The 18,875-nt window shown below is 68.1% G+C and carries 18 protein-coding genes and 1 pseudogene; 5 read left to right on the top strand and 14 right to left on the bottom strand.

Annotated features, from left to right (window positions below; genetic code table 11):
* Positions 1-990 carry an LLM class F420-dependent oxidoreductase gene (locus HMPREF0591_RS11285; protein WP_007168669.1) on the bottom strand — a complete coding sequence of 330 codons (990 nt, stop codon included), beginning with the start codon at positions 988-990 and terminating at the stop codon, positions 1-3.
* A 76-nt stretch (positions 991-1,066) separates the two neighbouring features.
* Between HMPREF0591_RS11285 and HMPREF0591_RS11280 the strand changes: the two genes are divergently transcribed.
* From HMPREF0591_RS11280 to HMPREF0591_RS11270, 3 genes are read left to right on the top strand one after another with little or no spacing between them, the layout of a single operon-like run.
* Entirely contained in the window at positions 1,067-2,308 is a 1,242-nt protein-coding gene (locus HMPREF0591_RS11280) for an FAD-dependent monooxygenase (protein WP_007168668.1), read from the top strand.
* Positions 2,299-3,165 carry an LLM class F420-dependent oxidoreductase gene (locus HMPREF0591_RS11275; protein ID WP_007168667.1) on the top strand — a complete coding sequence of 289 codons (867 nt, stop codon included), beginning with the start codon at positions 2,299-2,301 and terminating at the stop codon, positions 3,163-3,165. The genes HMPREF0591_RS11280 and HMPREF0591_RS11275 overlap by 10 nt, the downstream gene beginning before the upstream one ends.
* Positions 3,166-3,198: 33 nt before the next feature.
* Positions 3,199-3,804 carry a class I SAM-dependent methyltransferase gene (locus HMPREF0591_RS11270; RefSeq protein WP_040622341.1) on the top strand — a complete coding sequence of 202 codons (606 nt, stop codon included), beginning with the start codon at positions 3,199-3,201 and terminating at the stop codon, positions 3,802-3,804.
* Between the two features lie 82 nt (positions 3,805-3,886).
* Here the strand turns inward: HMPREF0591_RS11270 and HMPREF0591_RS11265 are convergent, their stop codons facing one another.
* Positions 3,887-6,031: a 3-hydroxyacyl-CoA dehydrogenase NAD-binding domain-containing protein gene (locus HMPREF0591_RS11265; protein WP_007168665.1), complete on the bottom strand. Its 2,145-nt coding sequence runs from the start codon at positions 6,029-6,031 to the stop codon at positions 3,887-3,889.
* A gap of 4 nt (positions 6,032-6,035) precedes the next feature.
* On the bottom strand, positions 6,036-7,247 hold the full coding sequence (locus tag HMPREF0591_RS11260) for an acetyl-CoA C-acetyltransferase (RefSeq protein ID WP_007168664.1): 1,212 nt from the start codon (positions 7,245-7,247) through the stop codon (positions 6,036-6,038).
* A gap of 244 nt (positions 7,248-7,491) precedes the next feature.
* On the opposite strand from HMPREF0591_RS11260, the pseudogene HMPREF0591_RS11255 reads away from it, so the two are divergent.
* Positions 7,492-8,683: pseudogene (locus HMPREF0591_RS11255) on the top strand (pyridoxal phosphate-dependent aminotransferase); the annotation flags it as partial.
* Here HMPREF0591_RS11255 and HMPREF0591_RS11250 read toward each other — a convergent pair.
* The 4 genes from HMPREF0591_RS11250 to HMPREF0591_RS11235 are packed head-to-tail and all read right to left on the bottom strand — an operon-like array spanning position 8,679 to position 11,226.
* Complete coding sequence (locus HMPREF0591_RS11250; RefSeq protein ID WP_007168662.1) at positions 8,679-9,128, bottom strand: SRPBCC family protein; 450 nt, start codon at positions 9,126-9,128, stop codon at positions 8,679-8,681. The pseudogene HMPREF0591_RS11255 and the gene HMPREF0591_RS11250 sit on opposite strands and share 5 nt — an antisense overlap.
* Before the next feature lie 56 nt (positions 9,129-9,184).
* Positions 9,185-9,640 (bottom strand): SRPBCC family protein, encoded by a 456-nt coding sequence (locus tag HMPREF0591_RS11245; RefSeq protein ID WP_007168661.1) that lies wholly within the window; start codon positions 9,638-9,640, stop codon positions 9,185-9,187.
* Positions 9,641-9,697: 57 nt separating this feature from the next.
* Entirely contained in the window at positions 9,698-10,777 is a 1,080-nt protein-coding gene (locus HMPREF0591_RS11240; RefSeq protein WP_007168660.1) for a CaiB/BaiF CoA transferase family protein, read from the bottom strand.
* 5 nt (positions 10,778-10,782) lie between these two features.
* On the bottom strand, positions 10,783-11,226 hold the full coding sequence (locus tag HMPREF0591_RS11235; protein ID WP_007168659.1) for an SRPBCC family protein: 444 nt from the start codon (positions 11,224-11,226) through the stop codon (positions 10,783-10,785).
* 64 nt (positions 11,227-11,290) lie between these two features.
* On the opposite strand from HMPREF0591_RS11235, the gene HMPREF0591_RS11230 reads away from it, so the two are divergent.
* Complete coding sequence (locus HMPREF0591_RS11230; RefSeq protein WP_036454662.1) at positions 11,291-12,976, top strand: alpha-keto acid decarboxylase family protein; 1,686 nt, start codon at positions 11,291-11,293, stop codon at positions 12,974-12,976.
* On the opposite strand, the gene HMPREF0591_RS30900 is transcribed toward HMPREF0591_RS11230, so the two are convergent.
* The 7 genes from HMPREF0591_RS30900 to HMPREF0591_RS11200 all read right to left on the bottom strand — a co-directional run bounded on the left by HMPREF0591_RS30900 (position 12,973) and on the right by HMPREF0591_RS11200 (position 18,864).
* Positions 12,973-13,176, bottom strand: a complete 204-nt coding sequence (locus HMPREF0591_RS30900) for a (2Fe-2S)-binding protein (protein WP_007168657.1) — start codon at positions 13,174-13,176, stop codon at positions 12,973-12,975. The genes HMPREF0591_RS11230 and HMPREF0591_RS30900 overlap by 4 nt on opposite strands.
* An 11-nt stretch (positions 13,177-13,187) precedes the next feature.
* Complete coding sequence (locus tag HMPREF0591_RS11225; RefSeq protein ID WP_085981592.1) at positions 13,188-13,814, bottom strand: fatty-acid--CoA ligase; 627 nt, start codon at positions 13,812-13,814, stop codon at positions 13,188-13,190.
* 10 nt (positions 13,815-13,824) lie between these two features.
* Positions 13,825-14,343, bottom strand: coding sequence for a twin-arginine translocation pathway signal (locus HMPREF0591_RS11220; protein ID WP_231504874.1), 519 nt, complete (start codon positions 14,341-14,343; stop codon positions 13,825-13,827).
* 152 nt (positions 14,344-14,495) lie between these two features.
* Positions 14,496-15,374, bottom strand: coding sequence for a hypothetical protein (locus HMPREF0591_RS11215; protein WP_036454659.1), 879 nt, complete (start codon positions 15,372-15,374; stop codon positions 14,496-14,498).
* 342 nt (positions 15,375-15,716) lie between these two features.
* The gene (locus HMPREF0591_RS11210) at positions 15,717-17,153 is read right to left on the bottom strand and encodes a FadD3 family acyl-CoA ligase (protein ID WP_081656309.1); all 1,437 of its coding nucleotides are present in this window, start codon (positions 17,151-17,153) and stop codon (positions 15,717-15,719) included.
* 7 nt (positions 17,154-17,160) lie between these two features.
* On the bottom strand, positions 17,161-18,351 hold the full coding sequence (locus HMPREF0591_RS11205) for an amidohydrolase family protein (RefSeq protein ID WP_007168652.1): 1,191 nt from the start codon (positions 18,349-18,351) through the stop codon (positions 17,161-17,163).
* Between the two features lie 90 nt (positions 18,352-18,441).
* A complete protein-coding gene (locus HMPREF0591_RS11200) occupies positions 18,442-18,864 on the bottom strand; it encodes a lipoprotein LpqH (protein WP_036454657.1) in 423 nt (140 codons plus the stop codon).
* Positions 18,865-18,875: the final 11 nt, after the last annotated feature.

Raw genomic sequence — 18,875 nt, 5'->3', positions numbered from 1 at the left:
CTAGCTGAACGCGGGAATCACCTCGCGCTCGAACAGCTCGATGCCGGAGCGGTCGTAGGCGGCCTCCGGGAAATAGCAGATGGCGTACTCGCAACCGAGGTCGCGCAGGTTCGCGATCCGCTCGATCACCTGTTCCGGTGTCCCCGTCGCCGAATCGGGCCCGCTGCCGGCGGCGAGCATCGCGTCGGCGGCCGCCTCGGGCACGTAGCGGACGATACGGTCGCGCACGCGCTGCAACCGGTCCTTGACGTCGCCCTCCGAGGTTCCGACGACGGCGTTGAGGTTGGCCGAACGCACAATGGCATCGAAGTCGGTCCCCACCTCACGACAGTGCCGCGCCAGCACCTCCGATTTGTGGGCGAACCCCTCGGGTTCCGGCGTGAAGTTGGTGTACTGCGCGTATCGCGCGGCGATCCGCAGGGTCACCTTCTCCCCGCCGCCGGCGATCCACAGCGGAATCCCGTTGTCCTGCAAGGGCTTGGGTGAAACGATCGCGCCGTCGACCTGGTAGTGCTTGCCGTCGAAGCTGACCTTGCCGTCGCGCCAGGCGTCGCGCATGATCTGCACGCCCTCGTCCAGGCGGCCCAGCCGCACGCCGGCCGAGGGGAAGCCGTAACCGTAAGCGCGCCATTCATGTTCGTACCAGCCGCCGCCGATGCCCATCTGGATCCGGCCGCCGGAGACGATGTCGGCCGTCGCCGCGACCTTGGCCAGGTACACCGGATTGCGGTAGCTCATCGCGGTGCACATCTGACCGAGCTTGATCCGTGACGTGACGGCGCCGTAGGCGGCCATCAGCGACCACGCCTCGTGGGTGGCCTCGCCGGTCGGCATCGGGACGGTGTGGAAGTGGTCGTAGACCCACAGCGAATCCCAAGCGCCGTTGTCGGCGTAGGTGGCGAGGTCGCGCATCACCGCCCAGTGCTTCTCCGGTGCGATGTCGACCAGATCCATTCGCCAGCCTTGCGGGATGAAGAGACCGAAGCGCATAGCAACGGACTCTAGCCCGAACGTTCGGCCCGGCCCCGGCTAGGCTTACCCATCGTCGAGCAAGCGGGAGGTCGCCATGCGGGTCCTCGTCTCCGGCGCGAGCATCGCCGGCCCCGTGCTGGCGTACTGGTTGAGCCGTCACGGCTTCGGCGTCACCGTCGTCGAACGCGCGCCGGCCCTGCGCAAGACGGGCGGCCACGCCGTCGACTTGTTCCGTCCCGCGATGGAGATCTCGGCGCGCATGGGCGTGCTGCCGCGGATCGAAGCGCTCGCCACGGGGACGACCCGCATGACCATGCATCGGGAGGGGACGGCGCGGCCCTTCGAGATCGACCTGACCAAGATCTACGCCGCCACCTCGGACCGGCACGTGGAGATCATGCGCGACGACCTCAGCGAGATCTACTACGCCGCCGGCCGCGACGACGTCGAGTACGTCTTCGGCGACTCGATCACGGCCATCGAGCATGACGGCGAGGTGAGTTTCGAGCACGCGCCCGACCGCCGGTTCGACGTCATCGTCGGTGCCGACGGCCTGCACTCCAACGTGCGACGGCTGACCTTCGGCGAGGAAGCCAACCTCACCCGGTTCCTCGGCGGCTATCTGGCGGTGGTGTCGGCGCCCAAGGCGCTGGCCGGCCGCGGCGAGATGACCTGCCACGTCGGCGTGGGCCGCCTCGCCGCGATCTACACCGCCGAGCACCTCGACGACGCGCGCGCCGTTTTCCTGTTCCGCACCAAGGGTGAGCTCGACTATGACCATCGGGATGCGTTGCGGCAGAAGGCAATCCTGCGCGAAACGTTCGCAGGTATGCACGAGCAGGTGGACGGCTGGCTGGCCGAAGCCGACGGCACACCCGCGTTCTACTTCGACTCGATCAGCCAACTACGGCTCGACAGGTGGTCGCGCAGGCGGGTGACCCTGGTCGGTGACGCGGGATACTGCCCCGGCCCCGCCGTGGGCGGCAGCACCAGCCTCGCGGTCCTCGGCGCGTACGTGCTGGCCGGCGAGCTCGCCCGCGCCGACGGCGACCACCTGCGCGCGTTCGCCGCCTACGAGCTGCAGATGCGCGAACCGGTGCACCGCAGCCGGGCCTTCGCGCGCGGCGCCGCCCGCGGCCTCATCCCCGGCTCGCGGCTCGGGGTGTGGGCGTTGACCCGCGGCGCCCAGTTAGTCTCGGCGTTGCCCGGCTCGCTGTCGCGGGGACTGGCGAAACTCAACACGAAGGGCGTGCGCATGCACGACTCGCTGCCGGTGCCCGACTACGGCGCCACCGGTCTGCAAGCCAGCGAAAGGAACGATCGCCCATGGAACTGACCGGCGTCGGCATCTGGAGCAGCCAACTGCGCTACGGCGATCCATCCGAATCCGCTGATGCGGCAGCCGAATTGGACGAACTGGGGTTCCCGGCGCTGTGGATACCGGACGTCGGGGGGCCGGTGTTCGACGCGGTCGGAAACCTGCTGTCCGCGACGCAGCGCACGGTGATCGCCACCGGGATCCTCAACCTGTGGATGCACGATCCCGGCGACGTGGCCGACTCGTACGCGACGTTGACCGCCCGGCACGGCGACCGCTTCCTGCTGGGCATCGGCGTCAGCCACGCACCGCTGATCGACGCCGGCCAGCCCGGGCGCTACCGCAAACCGCTGGCGGCGACGGCGTCGTTCTTGGACGGCCTGGACGCCGCGCCGCGGCCCGTCCCCGCCGAGAGCCGGGTGCTCGCCGCGCTCGGCCCGAAGATGCTGGCCCTGGCCGCGATCCGCGCCCGCGGCGCGCACCCTTACCTGGTCACCCCCGACCACACCGCTTCCGCCCGTGCGACTTTGGGCGACGGCCCCCTGCTGCTGCCGGAGCAGACGGTGATCCTGACCGACAGCGCCGACGAGGCGCGAACGATCGGAACTGACTGGCTGCGCGCGTATCTGGCGCTACCCAACTACGCCAACAACCTGTTGCGCAGCGGGTTCTCCGAAGAGGACCTGGCGCAGGTGAGCGATCGGCTCTTCGACGCCATCATCGCGTGGGGCGACGAAGCGGCGATCATGCGCCGGGTCGCCGAGCATCGTGCGGCCGGCGCCGACCACGTGTGCGTGCAGGTGCTGCTGGCCGACCCGAAGGCCTTCCCGCGCGAGCAATGGCGCCGGATCGCCGCCGCGTGCGACGCCGGGTAGGCATACCGTAAAGGCCATGGCTTCCAACAGACGCTGTTTCGGATCTTCTACCGCATCGGCTTCACTCCGTGGGACGGCCACCCGCTCGCGCAGACTTTGCGAGACCTCGTCCAGGGCACCAATGACACGCCTCCGCTGCCTCCAGGTTCGGCCCTCGACCTCGGCTGCGGCACCGGGGACTCGTCGATCTACCTGGCGCAGCACGGATGGAAAGTCACCGGCGTCGACTTTGCCCCCAGGGCACTCGACAAGGCCCGGGCCAAGGCCGCGAATCTGCCGGTCGACTTCGTGCGGGCCGACGTCACGCGGCTGAGTCAGGCGGGGATCGGCGCGAACTTCCACCTGATCGTCGACAACGGCTGCCTGCACAACATGAGCGGCGCAGATCGCGAGGCCTACGTCCGGGAGGTCAGCGCGGTGGCCGCCCCGGACGCACGGCTCTTCATCGTCGCGTTCCGTCCCCGCGGGCGGTTCGGCGTGGCGGGTGTCGAGCCCGAAGAGATGGAATCGCGATTCTCGGCCGCATGGGCGCTGCTGTCCGCCGGCGACGAGGGCGACCTCGACGAAGCGCGGCTGAGTCGGGGAAATGCGCGCGAGCAGACCCCGGCGCGCTACTACCTCTTCCAGCGCCGCACCTAACGCGCGAGCAGACGCAAAATCGCACTGCGGGAACCGTTCCCATGCGATTCTGCGTCTGCTCGCCGAGGGAGCCGAGCCGGCCTTACGTCAGCGAGGCCGGCGGCAGGAACCGGTCGCCGTACTTGGCGGCCAGCTCGCGCGCCCGGGCCACGAAGGCCTCCTTGCCCGTGCCGCCGGCGCCGGAGTAGCCGACGATGAACTGCGCGCTCCCACCGGTGTACGGCGGGAAGCCGATGCCCATGATCGACCCGATGTTGGCGTCGGCGGTCGACGTCAGCACGCCCTCGTCCAGGCACTTCTGCGTCTCCAGCGCCTCGGCGAACAGCATGCGATCGATCATGTCCTGCAACGGAATATCGGCGCTGCCGGACTTGAACGTCTCGCGCAGGCCCGGCCACAGCCGGGTGCGCTTGCCGTCGGCGTACTCGTAGAAGCCCGCGCCCTTCAACCGCGACGGGCGGCCGATCTCGATCATCTTCTCCACGACCGCCTCCGCCGGGTGCGGCTCGTAGGTGCCGCCCGCGTCCTCGACCCCCTTGCGGGTCGCGGTCGCGATCTTGTGCATCAGCTCGAGGTTGAGCTCGTCGGACAACTGCAGCGGCGGAGCCGGGTAGCCGGCCTGCGAACCCGCGTGCTCGATGCTGGCGGGTTCGACGCCCTCGCCGAGCATCGCCAGCGCCTCGTTGACGAAGGTGCCGATGACGCGGCTGGTGAAGAAGCCGCGGCTGTCGTTGACCACGATCGGGGTCTTGCCGATGGCCAGCGTGTAGTCGAACACCCGAGCCAGCGCCTCGTCGGAAGTCTTCTCGCCCTTGATGATTTCGACCAGCGGCATCTTGTCGACCGGCGAGAAGAAGTGGATCCCGATGAAGTCCTCCTGCCGCTTCACCCCGGTCGCCAGACCGGTGATCGGCAGCGTCGAGGTGTTGGACCCGAGCAGCGCGTTGGGTTCGACGATGTCCTCGATCTCCTGGAACACCTTGTGCTTGAGCTCCTGGTTCTCGAACACCGCCTCGATCACGAAGTCGACACCCTTGAAGTCGGCGGGGTCGGCCGACGGCGTGATGCGGTCCAGCAGCGCCTTGCTCTTCTCCTCGGTGGTCTTGCCGCGCTGAAGCGCCTTGGCCTCAAGCTTTTCCGAGTAGCCCTTGCCCTTCTCGGCGGCCTCGATGCTGACGTCCTTGAGCACCACGTCGAAGCCGGCCTTGGCGGACACGTACGCGATGCCGGCGCCCATCATGCCGGCGCCCAGCACACCGATCTTGTTGATCTTGACCGGCTCGATGCCGTCGGGACGCGAGCCGCCACCGTTGATGTGCTGCAGGTCGAAGAAGAACGCCTGGATCATGTTCTTGGCGACCTGACCGGTGACCAGGGAAGTGAAGTAGCGGCTCTCGATGCGGGTGGCCGTGTCGAAGTCCACCTGCGCGCCCTCGACGGCCGCGTCCAGGATGGCCCGCGGCGCCGGCATCGGCGCACCCTTGAGTTGCTTGCGCAGCAGCGCCGGGAACGACGGCAGGATGCCCGCCAGGCCCGGGCTGGACGGCGTGCCGCCGGGCATCTTGTAACCCTTTTTGTCCCAGGGCTGTTCGTGCGAGTCGGGGTTGGCCTTGATCCACGCCTTGGCCGCGGGGACCAGCTCGTCGACCGAGCCGACGAGCTCGTCGATGAGCCCCATCTCCTTGGCCTTGTCCGGCTTGAAGCGGGTGCCCTGCGACAGGATGTTCATGAACGCGTTCTGGATGCCGAACATCCGCACCGTGCGCGCCACCCCGCCGCCGCCGGGCAGCAGGCCCAGCGTCACCTCGGGCAGACCGACCACGAGGCCCTTGACGTCCGCGGCGATGCGGTGATGGCAGGCCAGCGCGATCTCCAGGCCCCCGCCCAGCGCGGCGCCGTTGATGGCGGCCACCACCGGCTTGCCCAGGGTCTCCAGGGTCCGCAGGTCGCGCTTGATGTCCTCGACCTCGGTGAAGACGTCGCCGGCGTTCTCCGGTCCGGCGTTGATCATGCTCTTCAGATCGCCGCCGGCGAAGAACGTCTTCTTCGCGCTGGTGATCACCACGCCGGTGACCGAATCCTTCTCCGCGACAAGGCGTTCGACCGCCTTGTGCATCGACTCCTTGTAGTGCTCGTTCATCACGTTCGCCGACCCGGTGGGGTCGTCGAGCGTCAGCGTTACGATGCCGTCGGCATCCTTGTCCCACGCAATGGTGTTCTCTGCCATGGTCTTAAACCCTCTCGATGATGGTGGCGACACCCATGCCGCCGCCGATGCACAGCGTGATCAGCGCGCGACGCGCGTTGCGGCGCTCGAGCTCGTCGACCATGGTGCCGGTGATCATGGCGCCGGTGGCGCCCAGCGGGTGGCCCATCGCGATGGCGCCACCGTTGACGTTCAGCTTCTCGTCGGGGATGTTGAGGTCCTTCTGGAACTTCAGCACCACCGAGGCGAACGCCTCGTTCAGTTCGAACAGGTCGATGTCGTCCACGGTCAGCCCCGCGCGGTCGAGGACCTTGCGGGTGGCCGGGGTCGGGCCGGTCAGCATGATGACCGGGTCGGAACCGCTGGTCGCCGTGGCCACGATGCGGGCCCGCGGGGTCAGGCCCTGCGAGGTGCCGGCCTTCTCGGACCCGACCAGCACCAGCGCGGCCCCGTCCACGATGCCCGAGCTGTTGCCGCCGGTGTGCACGTGGTTGATCTTCTCCACGAAGTGGTACTTCTGCAGCGCCACGTCGTCGAAGCCGCCCATCTCGCCGATGCCGTCGAATGCGGTCTTCAGCTTGGCCAGCCCCTCCATGGTGGTGTCCGGCCGCATGTGCTCATCGTGGTCGAGGATGACCAGGCCGTTCTGGTCGCGCACCGGCACCACCGACTTCGCGAAGTACCCGCCCGACCAGGCTTCGGCGGCCTTCTGCTGCGAGCGCAGCGCGTAGGCGTCGACATCCTCGCGGGAGAAGCCCTCGATGGTCGCGATCAGGTCGGCGCCGATGCCCTGCGGCACGAAGCCGATCTGGTAGTTGGTCTCGGGGTCCAGCGCCCAGGCACCGCCGTCGGAGCCCATCGGGACGCGGCTCATCGACTCCACGCCGCCCGCGAGCACCAGGTCGTCCCAGCCGGAGCGGACCTTCTGGGCGGCGGTGTTGACCGCCTCCAGTCCGGACGCGCAGAACCGGTTGAGCTGCACCCCGCCCGTGGTCTCGGGCAGCCCGGCGGCCAGCACCGCGGTGCGGGCAATGTCGCCGCCCTGGTCACCGACCGGCGAGACGCACCCCAGGATCATGTCGCTGATCAGGCTCTCGTCCAGGTCGGGGTTGCGCCGGCGCAGCTCTTCGACCAGCCCGACCACCAGGTTCAGCGGCTTGACCTCGTTCAGCGAGCCATTTCGTTGCTTGCCCCGCGGCGTGCGGATGGCCTCATAGATGAAGGCTTCTTCGGACATGTCGAGTTCCTCTTCACGAGTGGGTTTCGGATCCGTATTAAAGGTAGGTCCAGATACCGCACCCTAACAAAGTGCCCGGCCAACCTGTTGGTTGGGCCGATCGCCGCTGGTCATCAGTGCCGGGCGCCTCCCGCGCCGAGCTGGGGGTACCGCCGCCTGCCGGGGACACGCCAGCGTGGCGCCGGCGTGCGAGCGCCACACTGGCGTGACGCTCGAGGGCCCGCGCCCCCTAAGCTCGACCAGCATGACGGTGTCGCGGCTGCGTCCGTACGCGACCACGGTGTTCGCCGAGATGTCGGCGCTGGCCGCGCGGGTCGGTGCGGTCAACCTCGGGCAGGGCTTCCCCGACGAGGACGGGCCCGCGGCCATGTTGAAGGCCGCCCAAGACGCCATCGCCGAGGGACACAATCAGTACCCGCCCGGCATCGGCGTGCCGTCGCTGCGAACCGCCATCGCCGCCCAGCGGCAGCGGCGGTTCGGGATCGAGTACGACCCCGACACCGAGGTGCTGGTGACCGTCGGGGCGACCGAGGCCATCGCGTCCGCGGTGCTGGGCCTGGTCGAGCCCGGCTCGGAGGTGCTCCTGATCGAGCCGTTCTACGACTCCTACTCGCCGGTGTTGGCGATGGCCGGCGCGCACCGGGTGGCGGTGCCCCTGGTGCCCCATGGCCGCGGGTTCGCCCTGGACGCCGACGCCCTGCGCCGCGCGGTGACGCCACGCACCCGCGCGCTGATCGTCAACTCGCCGCACAACCCGACCGGCACCGTGCTCAGCCCGGCCGAGCTCACCGCCATCGCGGAGGTCGCGATCGCCGCCGACCTGTTGGTGATCACCGACGAGGTCTACGAGCACCTGGTGTTCGACGAACACCGACACCTTCCGCTGGCCGGCCTCGACGGCATGGCCGAGCGCACGATCACCATCTCCAGCGCGGCCAAGATGTTCAACTGCACCGGCTGGAAGATCGGATGGGCTTGCGGGCCAGCGGAACTCATTGCCGGGGTGCGTGCGGCAAAGCAATACCTGAGCTACGTCGGCGGCGCGCCGTTCCAGCCGGCGGTGGCCCTCGCGCTCGACACCGAGGACGCGTGGGTGGCCGGGCTGCGCGACTCGTTGCGGGCCCGTCGCGACCGGCTGGCCGCCGGGCTGTCCGACATCGGCTTCGAGGTGCACGACAGCGCCGGCACCTACTTCCTGTGCGCCGACCCGCGGCCCCTCGGCTACGACGACAGCACCGCGTTCTGCGCGGCCCTGCCGGAGAAGGCGGGCGTCGCCGCGATCCCCCTGTCGCCGTTCTGCGATCCGGCGGCCGAGCACGCCTCGGCGCAAGCCAAGGTGTGGAATCACTTGGTGCGCTTCACCTTCTGCAAACGCGAGGATACCCTTGACGAGGCGATCAGGAGGCTGGCCGTCCTGCGCTGACCGGCCGCCTACCCGCCCGAACCGAAGCCCTCGACCACGCGCCGACGCAGACCCTCCAGCGCGGCGTGCAGGATTTTCTTGCGGGCCCGGCTGACCCAGAACTCCGGCAGCGGCGCGAACGGTTCGACCGTGATGGCGAACCGCACCCTGGTCTTGTCGTAACCCTCCCTGGTCAGGGTGTACTCCCCGTGCTGGCCCCGTTGCTGGGCCGTCTTCTCGGCGTCCCACACCATCCAGTCCGGACCCCAGTGGTATTCGAGCAGTTCCGTGTCGTGGATGCCGGTGACCGAGATGGTGACCTTCACGTGGTACGGACGCCCGTCGGGGTGCTTGTCGATGACCTCGACCCGCTTGTGCACCGGCGACCACGACGGCACGGCGTCCATGTCGGCCAGCGCCTCCATGATCACTTCCGGAGGCGCGTCGATGACGATTTCCGACGACGCTTGAACGGCCACTGCTAATAAGCTAGCAACCGGTCAGGCGGTACCGAAGGCAAAATGCGAGCCGCCGGCTATTCCGGCTCGGTCGAACCGTTGACACGGTTTACCAATTCGCACAATCCCTTGACCGCCGAGTCGAGCACGCTCTCACTGGCACGCCGGACGATGAAGGCGGGCATCGGCCGGCCCGGTTCGACAGTGACGTCGAAACGCACCCGTGTCTTGTCGAGGCCCTCGGGTTTGAGGTTGTACTCGACATGCTGGCCGTGCTGCTGGGAAGTCCCTCTGGCGTCATAGACGACCCAATCGGGACCCCAGTGGTATTCCAGGATCTCCTTGTCGACGAGCCCCAGAATCTTGATGGTGGTCTTGACGTGGTGGGGCCGGCCGTCGGGATAGCGGTCGATCACTTCGATGTTCTTGTGCAGGGGCGACCACGCTGACAGCACGCCGACATCGGTGAGCGCCTCCATGACCACTTCCGGCGGCGCGTCGACGACAAATTCACGTGATGCTTTTACGGCCACTGAGCTCAACCTAGCAACCGCGGCCCCGCCCCGGAATGGTTCGGCGTAAAAGGTTTACTACCAACCGATTTCGGTGATGGGCGAGGTGGCCGCCGGCGGCCGCCCGACCGGCGCGGCCGGGGTCCGCGAGAAGCGTGGGCCGGGTGCGGCCTGGTCGACCCCGTGTGCGGTGACCACCGTGGACCGCGCCCTCAGGTGCTCGTCGGCCGCCGCCTCGGTCCACGTCAGTACCGGGGTGACGCACGCGTCGGTGCCGGCGAAGGTGGTCGTCCACTCGTCGCGGGTCCGGCTGGCGAACCGTTGCGCGAACACCTCGTACATCCGCGGGTAGGACGCGACGTCGAGCTGGCCGGGCACCTCCCCGGCCGACAGGCCGAGCCCGGTCAGCAACGCCGCGAAGAATTGCGGCTCGATGGCGCCGACGGCCATGTATTTGCCGTCGGCGGTCTCATAACAGCGGTAGAACGGGGCGCCGCCGTCGAGCAGGAACGATTCGCGCCGGTCGCGCAGCGCTCCCGTCGACTTCATGGTCCACATCATCTGGGCGAGCAGGCTGACGCCGTCGACCATCGCCGCGTCGATCACCTGCCCCGCGCCCGAGCGCTCCCGCTCGTAGAGCGCCGCCACGATGCCGAGGAGCACCAGCATCGACCCGCCGCCGAAGTCGGCGACCAAGTTCAGCGGCGGCATCGGGGGCCGGTCGGCATAGCCCAGCGCCGAGAGTGCGCCGGTCTGCGACAGGTAATTGATGTCGTGGCCCGCCGTCCGGGCCAGCGGTCCGTCCTGCCCCCAGCCGGTGATCCGCGCGAAGATCAGCCGCGGATTGACCGCCGCGCACTCGTCGGGGCCGATCCCGAGCCGCTCGCAGGTGCCGGGGCGGAAACAGTCCAGCAGCACGTCGGCTCGGGCCGCGAGCCCGAGCAGCGCCTGAGGCTGCGTCTTGACGTCCAGGTCGACGATCCGCTTCCCGCGGTGCAACAGGTCGCGGTCCTCGGGCGGCATCACCAAGCCGCCCGGGCGCCGCACCCGCACCACGTCGGCCCCGAGGTCGGCGAGCATCATCCCCGCGTGCGGCCCCGGTCCGATCCCGCCGAGCTCGATCACCTTCACCCCGGCCAGGGGCCCGCCGTCGCCCACCGCGACTAGTTGCCCTTCTTGACCTTGAGCACCCGCTCGCGCAGCGCCTTGGTCGCCGAATCGATGGTCCCCTTCACGGCGCGTTTGAGGACGAAGCCGGGCAACGGCACGTTCGGGTCCGCGAGCAGCTCGAACTTGACCAGGGTCGCGTCTCCCTGCGGCACCAGGGTGTACTTCCCGTCCTGCGCCTTCTGCTGCGAGGAGCTCACCAGCTTCCAGCTGACCGAGTCCGCCGCCCAGGTGTAGGCCACCACCTGTTCGTCGGTGATCCCGGCGACCTTCACCTTCATCTTGACCTGTTCGGGCCGGCCGTCGGCCCCGGTCGAGAGGACCTCCGCACTCTGGTGGGGTTCGGACCATTCGGGCATCGCCTCGAAATCGGCGATGACGTCGAGAATCTCCTCCGGGCTGGCTTCGATGACGATGTCGCGGGATTCTTTGAGTGCCATAGCCCGCACGATACTGAAACGGCGTGGCCGCCGGAACGAATTCGACCGAGGTACCGTCGTGCTTGTGACTGACGCAGCGACCGGGCCCGTCTACACCGTCGGTGACTACCTGTTGGACCGCCTCGCCGAACTCGGCGTCACCGAAATCTTCGGCGTTCCCGGCGACTACAACCTGGAATTCCTCGACCACATCGTCGCGCACCCCGCCATCCGCTGGGTGGGCAACGCCAACGAGCTGAACGCCGGGTACGCCGCCGACGGGTACGGCCGGTTGCGCGGAATGGCTGCCGTCGTAACGACTTTCGGGGTCGGCGAGCTGTCGGCGGCAAACGCGATTGCGGGCAGTTACGCCGAGCAGGTGCCCGTCGTGCACATCGTCGGCGGGCCCTCCAAGGACGCACAGGGCACCCGGCGCGCGCTGCACCACTCGCTGGGCGACGGAGACTTCGAGCACTTCTTCCGGGTCAGCCGCGAGATCACCTGTGCCCAAGCCAACCTCATGCCCGCGACGGCCCGCCGTGAGATCGACCGGGTGCTGTCCGAGGTGCGCGAGCAGAAGCGGCCCGGATACATCCTGTTGTCCACCGACGTGGCCCGCTTCCCCACCGAACCGCCGCGCGACCCACTGCCCCGCTACACCGGCGGCACCAGCCCGCGGGCCCTCTCGCTGTTCGTCGAGGCCGCCTCCCGGCTCATCGCCGACCACCAGCTGACCGTCCTGGCCGACCTGCTGGTGCACCGGCTGCAGGTGGTCAAAGAACTCGAGGCGCTGCTGGCGGCCGATGTCGTGCCCTACGCCACGCTGATGTGGGGTAAGAGCCTGCTCGACGAGAGCTCACCCAACTACCTGGGGATCTACGCGGGGTCGGCCAGTGCCCCGGCGGTGCGCACCGCGATCGAGGAGGCACCGGTGCTGGTGACCGCCGGCGTGGTGTTCACCGACATGGTCAGCGGCTTCTTCAGCCAGCGGATCGACCCGGCGCGCACCATCGACGTGGGGCAGTACCAGAGCAGCGTGGCGGGTGAGGTCTTCGCGCCGCTGGAGATGGGCGCCGCCCTGGAGGCGCTGGCCACCATCCTGACCCGGCGCGCGGTCACGTCACCGCCGGTGGCGTCGCCGCCCGCCGAGGCGCTGCCCCCGCCGCCGCCGCGCGACCAGCCGCTGACGCAGGAGATGTTGTGGGACCGCCTGTGCACGGCGCTCACCCCGGGCAACGTCGTCCTCGCCGACCAGGGCACGTCCTTCTACGGCATGGCCGACCACCGCCTGCCCCAGGGGGTGACCTTCATCGGCCAACCCCTCTGGGGCTCAATCGGTTACACGCTGCCCGCGGCGCTGGGCGCGGCGGTGGCGCACCCGGACCGCCGGACGGTGCTGCTGATCGGTGACGGTGCCGCGCAGCTGACCGTCCAAGAGCTGGGCAGCTTTTCGCGGGAGGGACTGTCCCCGGTCATCGTGGTGGTCAACAACGACGGCTACACCGTCGAACGGGCGATCCACGGCGAGACGGCCCCCTACAACGACATCGTGAACTGGAAGTGGACCGACATCCCCGGCGCGCTGGGCTTCACCGACCACCTGGCGTTCCGGGTGCGGACCTACGGCGAGCTCGATGACGCCCTGACCGCCGCGGCTCGGCACCGCGACAACATGGTGCTCGTCGAGGTGGTCTTGCCGCGGCTCGAGATCCCGCCGCTGCTCGTCGAACTCGTCCAGCCGATGTCGCCGGACGGCAGCGTTCGCCGCTAGCGCCCCGGCTGGGGTCCGGGGTGAGCGGTCGCGCCGTTCGGGTTCGACGACCGCAATATCGCCTGGACGGTTAGCCGGCACCGCCCGCAGTCGGCGCCCGCTCCACAGGCCCGGGCGACGTCCTTGGTCGTGCAGGCCCCGGCTTCGACCGCCTCGGTCACCGTTTGGCTGGTGACCCCGTTACACAGGCAGACGAACATGAGGTGGCCGCTCAGTCCGCCTCGATGCGCATCATGTTGGTGAATCGGCCGACGAATATCGGCGGGTAGGGCCCCACCCCGGCGCCCGACATCCATTCCGCCGCGGCATCGGGATGCTCGATCCATCGCCGGGCGCTGTCCTCGTCGGGCAACTCGGACATGATCAGCACCTCGTGCTCGTCGTCGAAGGCCTGAAAGATCCAGGTCTTGCGGATGCCGGCCGCGACGAATCGGTCCATGGCCGAGGCGACTTCGGCGGCCAGCGCCGACACATCGTGGACGGAGGCGATGGTGGCGACCACGACGCCGGGCGCCTCGGTCGTTCCCGTGGACGCCGGGACGAACCTGTCGACGATCTCGCCGGCGAAGACGGCGGGGATGTCGTCGACGCCGGCCGCGTCGAACCAGTCGAAGAAGATCCGGGAGCGCAGCAACTCCACGATCGGCTCGCGGCTGTGGACGCCGATCATCACCAGCACGCGGCCGTAGTCATGCGTCGAGGTGTAGACCAGGACGTGGTGGGCGCCGATGTCGGCCAGCGCCGCCTTCCGGCGCTCGAGCAGCGGCCAGACCCGGCTGGGATCCGGAACGCGGTAGTCCGACGCGATCACCATCGAATGAATGTCGCCTGTGGTCAACGCGACGGCCCTATATGGGGTTGAACGACGAAATCAGCCATTTGCCATCAGCTTTCGTCAGCGTGACCGACACGCTGCTGTTGGTGAAGGTCGGCTCCGGTCGATCCTTGCTCTGCGTACTCTGGTTGACGAACAACAGCACCACGGCGGAATTGGGATGCAGATCCGACACCGCGGCCCGAAGGACCACCGCGGTGGTCTTCACCGCCTTCTGCTTGGCGGCCGGGGCGACGATCTGCTGGGTGAATTGGTCGTAGTAGGAGAGGAAGTCACCGGTCAAATGTGACTTCGCGGAAGAGAAGTCGCGGTCGAGGGTGTCGGGCGAATACGACAGCACCGCCACCGTCCCGTCACTGGCGGCCGAAATCGCCGACTTCGCGGCCGCCGCGTCGGTCGCGCGGTCCGGCCGGTAGGAGAACCAATACAGTCCGCCGAGCAAGGCGAGCGACGCGACCACGAGCAGCGCCAGCACCGCGGGGACGATTTTTCCCGACGAGCGCTTCCTCGCCCGCGCGGCGAACCGCTTCAGGCGACCCGGTTCCTTGTCGTGGTCGACGGCATGGACGTCCTCGGCGGAGTCGGCGTCGCCGGGCTTTGCGGCGTCAACCGTTTCCTCAACCTCTGCGACTTCTGGGGTCTCCTCGACTTCCGCGGTCTCTTGAGCCGATGTCTTATCTGCGGTCACGGCACGAACTCGACTTTCGACATCTTGAGCTGGCGACCGTCGCGGGCGACAGTCACGATCAACCGGTAGTTGCGCGGATCCTGCTTGGCGCCAGCCGCATTCGTGACATCGGAGGTGGAGGCGACCAGCACCACCGCTGAATCCTTCGTCATCGTGTCCAAGTCCACGGCCGCTGCCTGCACGCTGCCCTGCGAGATCACCTTCGACTGCTCCACCACCTTGGTGAAATCGTCGGCCATCTTCACGAAGTCGTCCTTGAACGAGCCGGTGGAGTTCTCGAGGATGCGCTGCACCCCCTGTTTGGCGTTGTTGAAGTCCAGCGACGTCAGGGTCACGACACCCTGTCGGGCCGCTGCGACGAATTCGGCCGCATGCTGACGCTGCTGTACCGCATCGCGATGCTCGTTGATCATGTAGCCGCTGCCCGCCAGCGCAGCGATGATGACCAGCACCGCCAGGCTGGCGGCGAGGGTCGACCACTTGGGACGACGAAAGCGGCCGGACAGGCGGCGCCGGCGGCGCGCGGGCTGGGCCGTGTCGGCGGACGCATCCGCTTCGGCCTCCGCGACCGACTCTTCGGCCCCGACGGTTTCCGCATCGTCCGCAGCCTCGGTGGCGTCCACCTCCGCGTCGGGCGCCTCGGTCGCCACGGACGCCGTCGCCTCCGGCTCGGCCTCTGCGGGAACCGCTGCGGCGGTTTCCTCTGCGGCTTGTTTCTTGGCTTCGGCGAGTTCGGCCTCGCGGCGCAACTTAAGGGCGCGGGCGCGGGCGCGCGCCGCGGTGGCGAGAGCCTCCGCTTCTTGGGCCTCGGCCTCGGCCTGTTCGGCCAGCGCTCGGATTTCGGCGGCGGTGCTTGGCGTTTCGTCCTCGTTCACCGGAACCGATTTTTCAGCGGCATTCTGGCGGGTGCCGCCACTCACCGCTCACCAGCCCGAGAACGAGGCTGTTCCTGACTCAATGCGAAACTCCTCTACCGCTTGCCTCGTAGCAAGTCTTCTTGTGGCCGTCGCCGTTGGGCAACCCTACTCGGGCTACGCGTCAGCGCGCGAGCACCCGCGCGATATTCATTCAGCCGCGACGGTCGTAACGACGAGGAGAACCACGTTATCACCTTTTCCTGAGCGTTCGGCCGATGCCGCCGTGCGACCGCCTAACTGAATCCTAACAAGCTGTGGAAACGCGATTCTCGTATCGGGCATACGACGGTGCCAGCAGGCCTAACGCAGCAGGTCCTTGACCACCTTGCCGGTGGCGTTGAGGGGCAGCACGTCCAGGAACTCGACCGATCGTGGCACCTTGAAGCCGGCCATGCGTTCGCGGCACCAGGCGATCAACTCCTCGGCGGTGACAGCATCTTTCGCGACGACGAACGCCTTGCCCACCTGTCCGAGGCGCTCGTCGGGAACACCGATGACCGCCGCCTGCGCCACGGCCGGGTGGTGCATCAGGAAGCCCTCGATCTCGGCGGGGTACGCGTTGAAGCCGCCGACGATGAACATGTCCTTCTTGCGCCCGACGATGCGCAGCCGGCCCGCGTCGTCCAGGTTGCCCAGGTCCCCGGTGTGCAGCCAGCCGTCGGCGTCGATCGCCGCCGCGGTGCCCTCCGGGTCGTCGAGGTAGCCCTGCATCACGCCGTAGCCGCGGACCAGCACCTCGCCGTCGTCGGCGATGCGCACCTCGACCCCGTCGCAGGGCAGGCCGGCGGTGGTGGCCACGTCCTCGAACGAGTCGCCGGGCCGGGACAGGGTGACGTTGCCGGCCTCGGTGAGCCCGTATCCGGTCATCAGCGTCTGGAACGGCAATTCGCCGTGTATGCGGCGGACCAGTTCGACCGGGATGTCGGCCGCCCCGGTCACGCCCGCCCGCAACGATGACAGCTTGGCCTTGTCGGGGACCGTCAGCAACGAGTGATACAGGGTCGGCGGGCCGGGCAGCATCGTGACACGTTCGCGCTCAATGAGATCCACCACCTCACCGACGTCGAACACCGGGACCGGCAGCATCGTCGCGCCGCGCAGAAACGACGTGACGAGTCCCGCCTTCAGGCCGAACGTGTGGAAGTACGGGTTGACCTGCAGGTAGCGGTCGCCCTCGCGCAGGTCCGCGAGCGTCGCCCATTCCTCGTACATGCGCAGCGTCTGGCGGTGGTTCATCATCGCGCCCTTCGGGCGGCCGGTCGTGCCCGAGGTGAAGATGACATCGGCGATGTCGTCACCGCTCACCGCGCGCTCGAACGGGGCGCCGCCGGAAAGGAAATCGGACTTCAGGTCGATGACCGGTATCCCGGCCGGCGCGGTGTACTCCTGCCCCAGGAATCCCTTCTGGACCATGACGGCCCTGGCCTTGCTGCGGGTGATGATGTCGCCCGCTTCGTCGGCCTTGAACCGCGTGTTGACCGGGACGAGTACGCCGCCCGCGGTGAGCAGCCCGAAAGCCGCGACGATCCACTCCGCCGAGTTGGGCGCCCAGATCGCGACGCGGTCGCCCTTGTCGATGCCGAGGCCGGCGAAGGCGCCTGCCGCGCACCGGATTCGCTCGACCGCTTCGGAGAAGGTGAGCCGCAGCGGACCGTCCACGATCGCTTCCGCGTCGCCGAACCGGTCCGCCGCGGTCGAGACCATCTCGGGGATGGTCCGCCACGGTTGGCTGTTCAGGATCCCGTCACACCGTGACGAGCCGGCCGAGGTTGCCGCCCATGATCTTCGCCTGGTCGTCGACCGACAGGTGCGACAGCGCGTTGACGTAGAACGTCGGCTCGGCCAGCCCTTCGGGGTGCGGCCAGTCCGAGCCGTACAGCACCCGGTCCACGCCGACGAGGTTGACCAGATCGTCGATGCCGTCCTCGAAGAACGGGCTGACGTGAATGCGGCTCTTGACCATCTCGACGGGGTCGCTCGGGAAGACTTCCGGGGCCTTCCGGAAGACCTCGGCCAGGCCGTCCAGCAACGGGGTCATCCACTTCGACCCGGCCTCGACGATCGCGACCTTCAGCTTGGGGTGGCGGTACAGCGCGCCGTGGATCACCCACGAGCCCACCGCGTCCTGGATGGGCCGCCACTCGTTGAGGATGCCCATCGCGTTGGTCTGGAACGGCAGCATCTCCTGCTCGGCACCGTCCCACTCGGAGGTGTACCGGGAGTAGCCGCTGTCGGACGAGTGCATGCCGACCAGCACGTCGTGCTCGACGACCCGCTCCCAGAACGGGTCGAACTCGGGCACCGCGAACGACCGCGGGCCGCGGAAGCCGGGGACGGGGGCCGGGCGGATCAGGATGCAGCGCGCGCCGCGCTTGACCGCCCACTCCAGCTCCTCGATCGCCTTCTCCACGATCGGCAGGGTGATGACCGGGGTGGTGAAGATCCGGTTCTGGTAGTTGAAGCCCCAGACCTCGTCGAGCCACTCGTTCAGCGCGTGGATCAGGACGTGGATGGCCACCGGGTCGTCGCGCAGCCGCTCCTCGAGCAGGCTGGCCAGCGTCGGAAACATCAGGGTGCGGTCCAGTCCCAGCTCGTTCATCTTCTCCAGGCGCGGGCCGGGCTCGAAGAACGCCGGGATCGCGCGCATCGGCTCACCGAACAGCTCGCGCTTGCTCTTGCCGTCCGGGTTGCCGTACTTGAAGTACTCCTCCCACGCGCCCGGCCGGGCGACCACCTCGAACGTGGGATTGGGGATGTAGTTGCTGATGTGGCCCCGGATCGCAATCTTGGTGCGCCCGTTGACCTGCACGTACTGGACGTAGTCCTTGTATGCCTTGGGCAGGAACTTGGTCAGCGCCTCCGGCGGCTCGTAGAGATGGTTATCCGCGTCAAAGATCGGAAACGGGACGTCTTCACGATGCGACAACTGGCCCATGGAATCCTCCTTCTTGATTTACGAGAATACTATTCTCTACGAGCGTCGAATCGCAACGCGCCCCTCCTTTGGAGGTTCTGGCCGGCACTCTCAGCAGGTTGCGACGATCTTGAACGTCGCGGTAGCGGGTTCGGTGGGTTTGTCGGACTTATAGCCGGTGGCGGTGCCGGTGATGGTAAACCTGTCGCCGCTCAGGTTCGTGACCGCGCCGTTCCCGTCATGCGCGGAGTACATGCCGGTGAAGCCCCGTAGATTTTGAATGTGCACCGACTCGGCGGTTAGTGGCTGTGCTCGTTGATCGATGACAACCTTGGCTCCGGCGAAATCGCCGCCGATATCGATGGTCCGGTACCATTCCAACTGGCTGCATTTGATTAGACGGAAGTTCGTGTCGTAGCCGTTGACGGTCACCGACGCCGTGCTAGAGACCGCGCTTTGCGGCTTGAGGCTACAGGCGTCAAGGCCCCCGACGACAAGCGCCGCGGCGGCTACCACCACGATTCGGTTATGCACCCTGGCACCTC

The organism is Mycobacterium parascrofulaceum ATCC BAA-614 (assembly GCF_000164135.1).
GTDB lineage: Bacteria > Actinomycetota > Actinomycetes > Mycobacteriales > Mycobacteriaceae > Mycobacterium > Mycobacterium parascrofulaceum.
The sequence above is the reverse complement of the archived record's forward strand: the minus strand, read 5'-3'. Positions and strand labels throughout refer to the sequence as shown.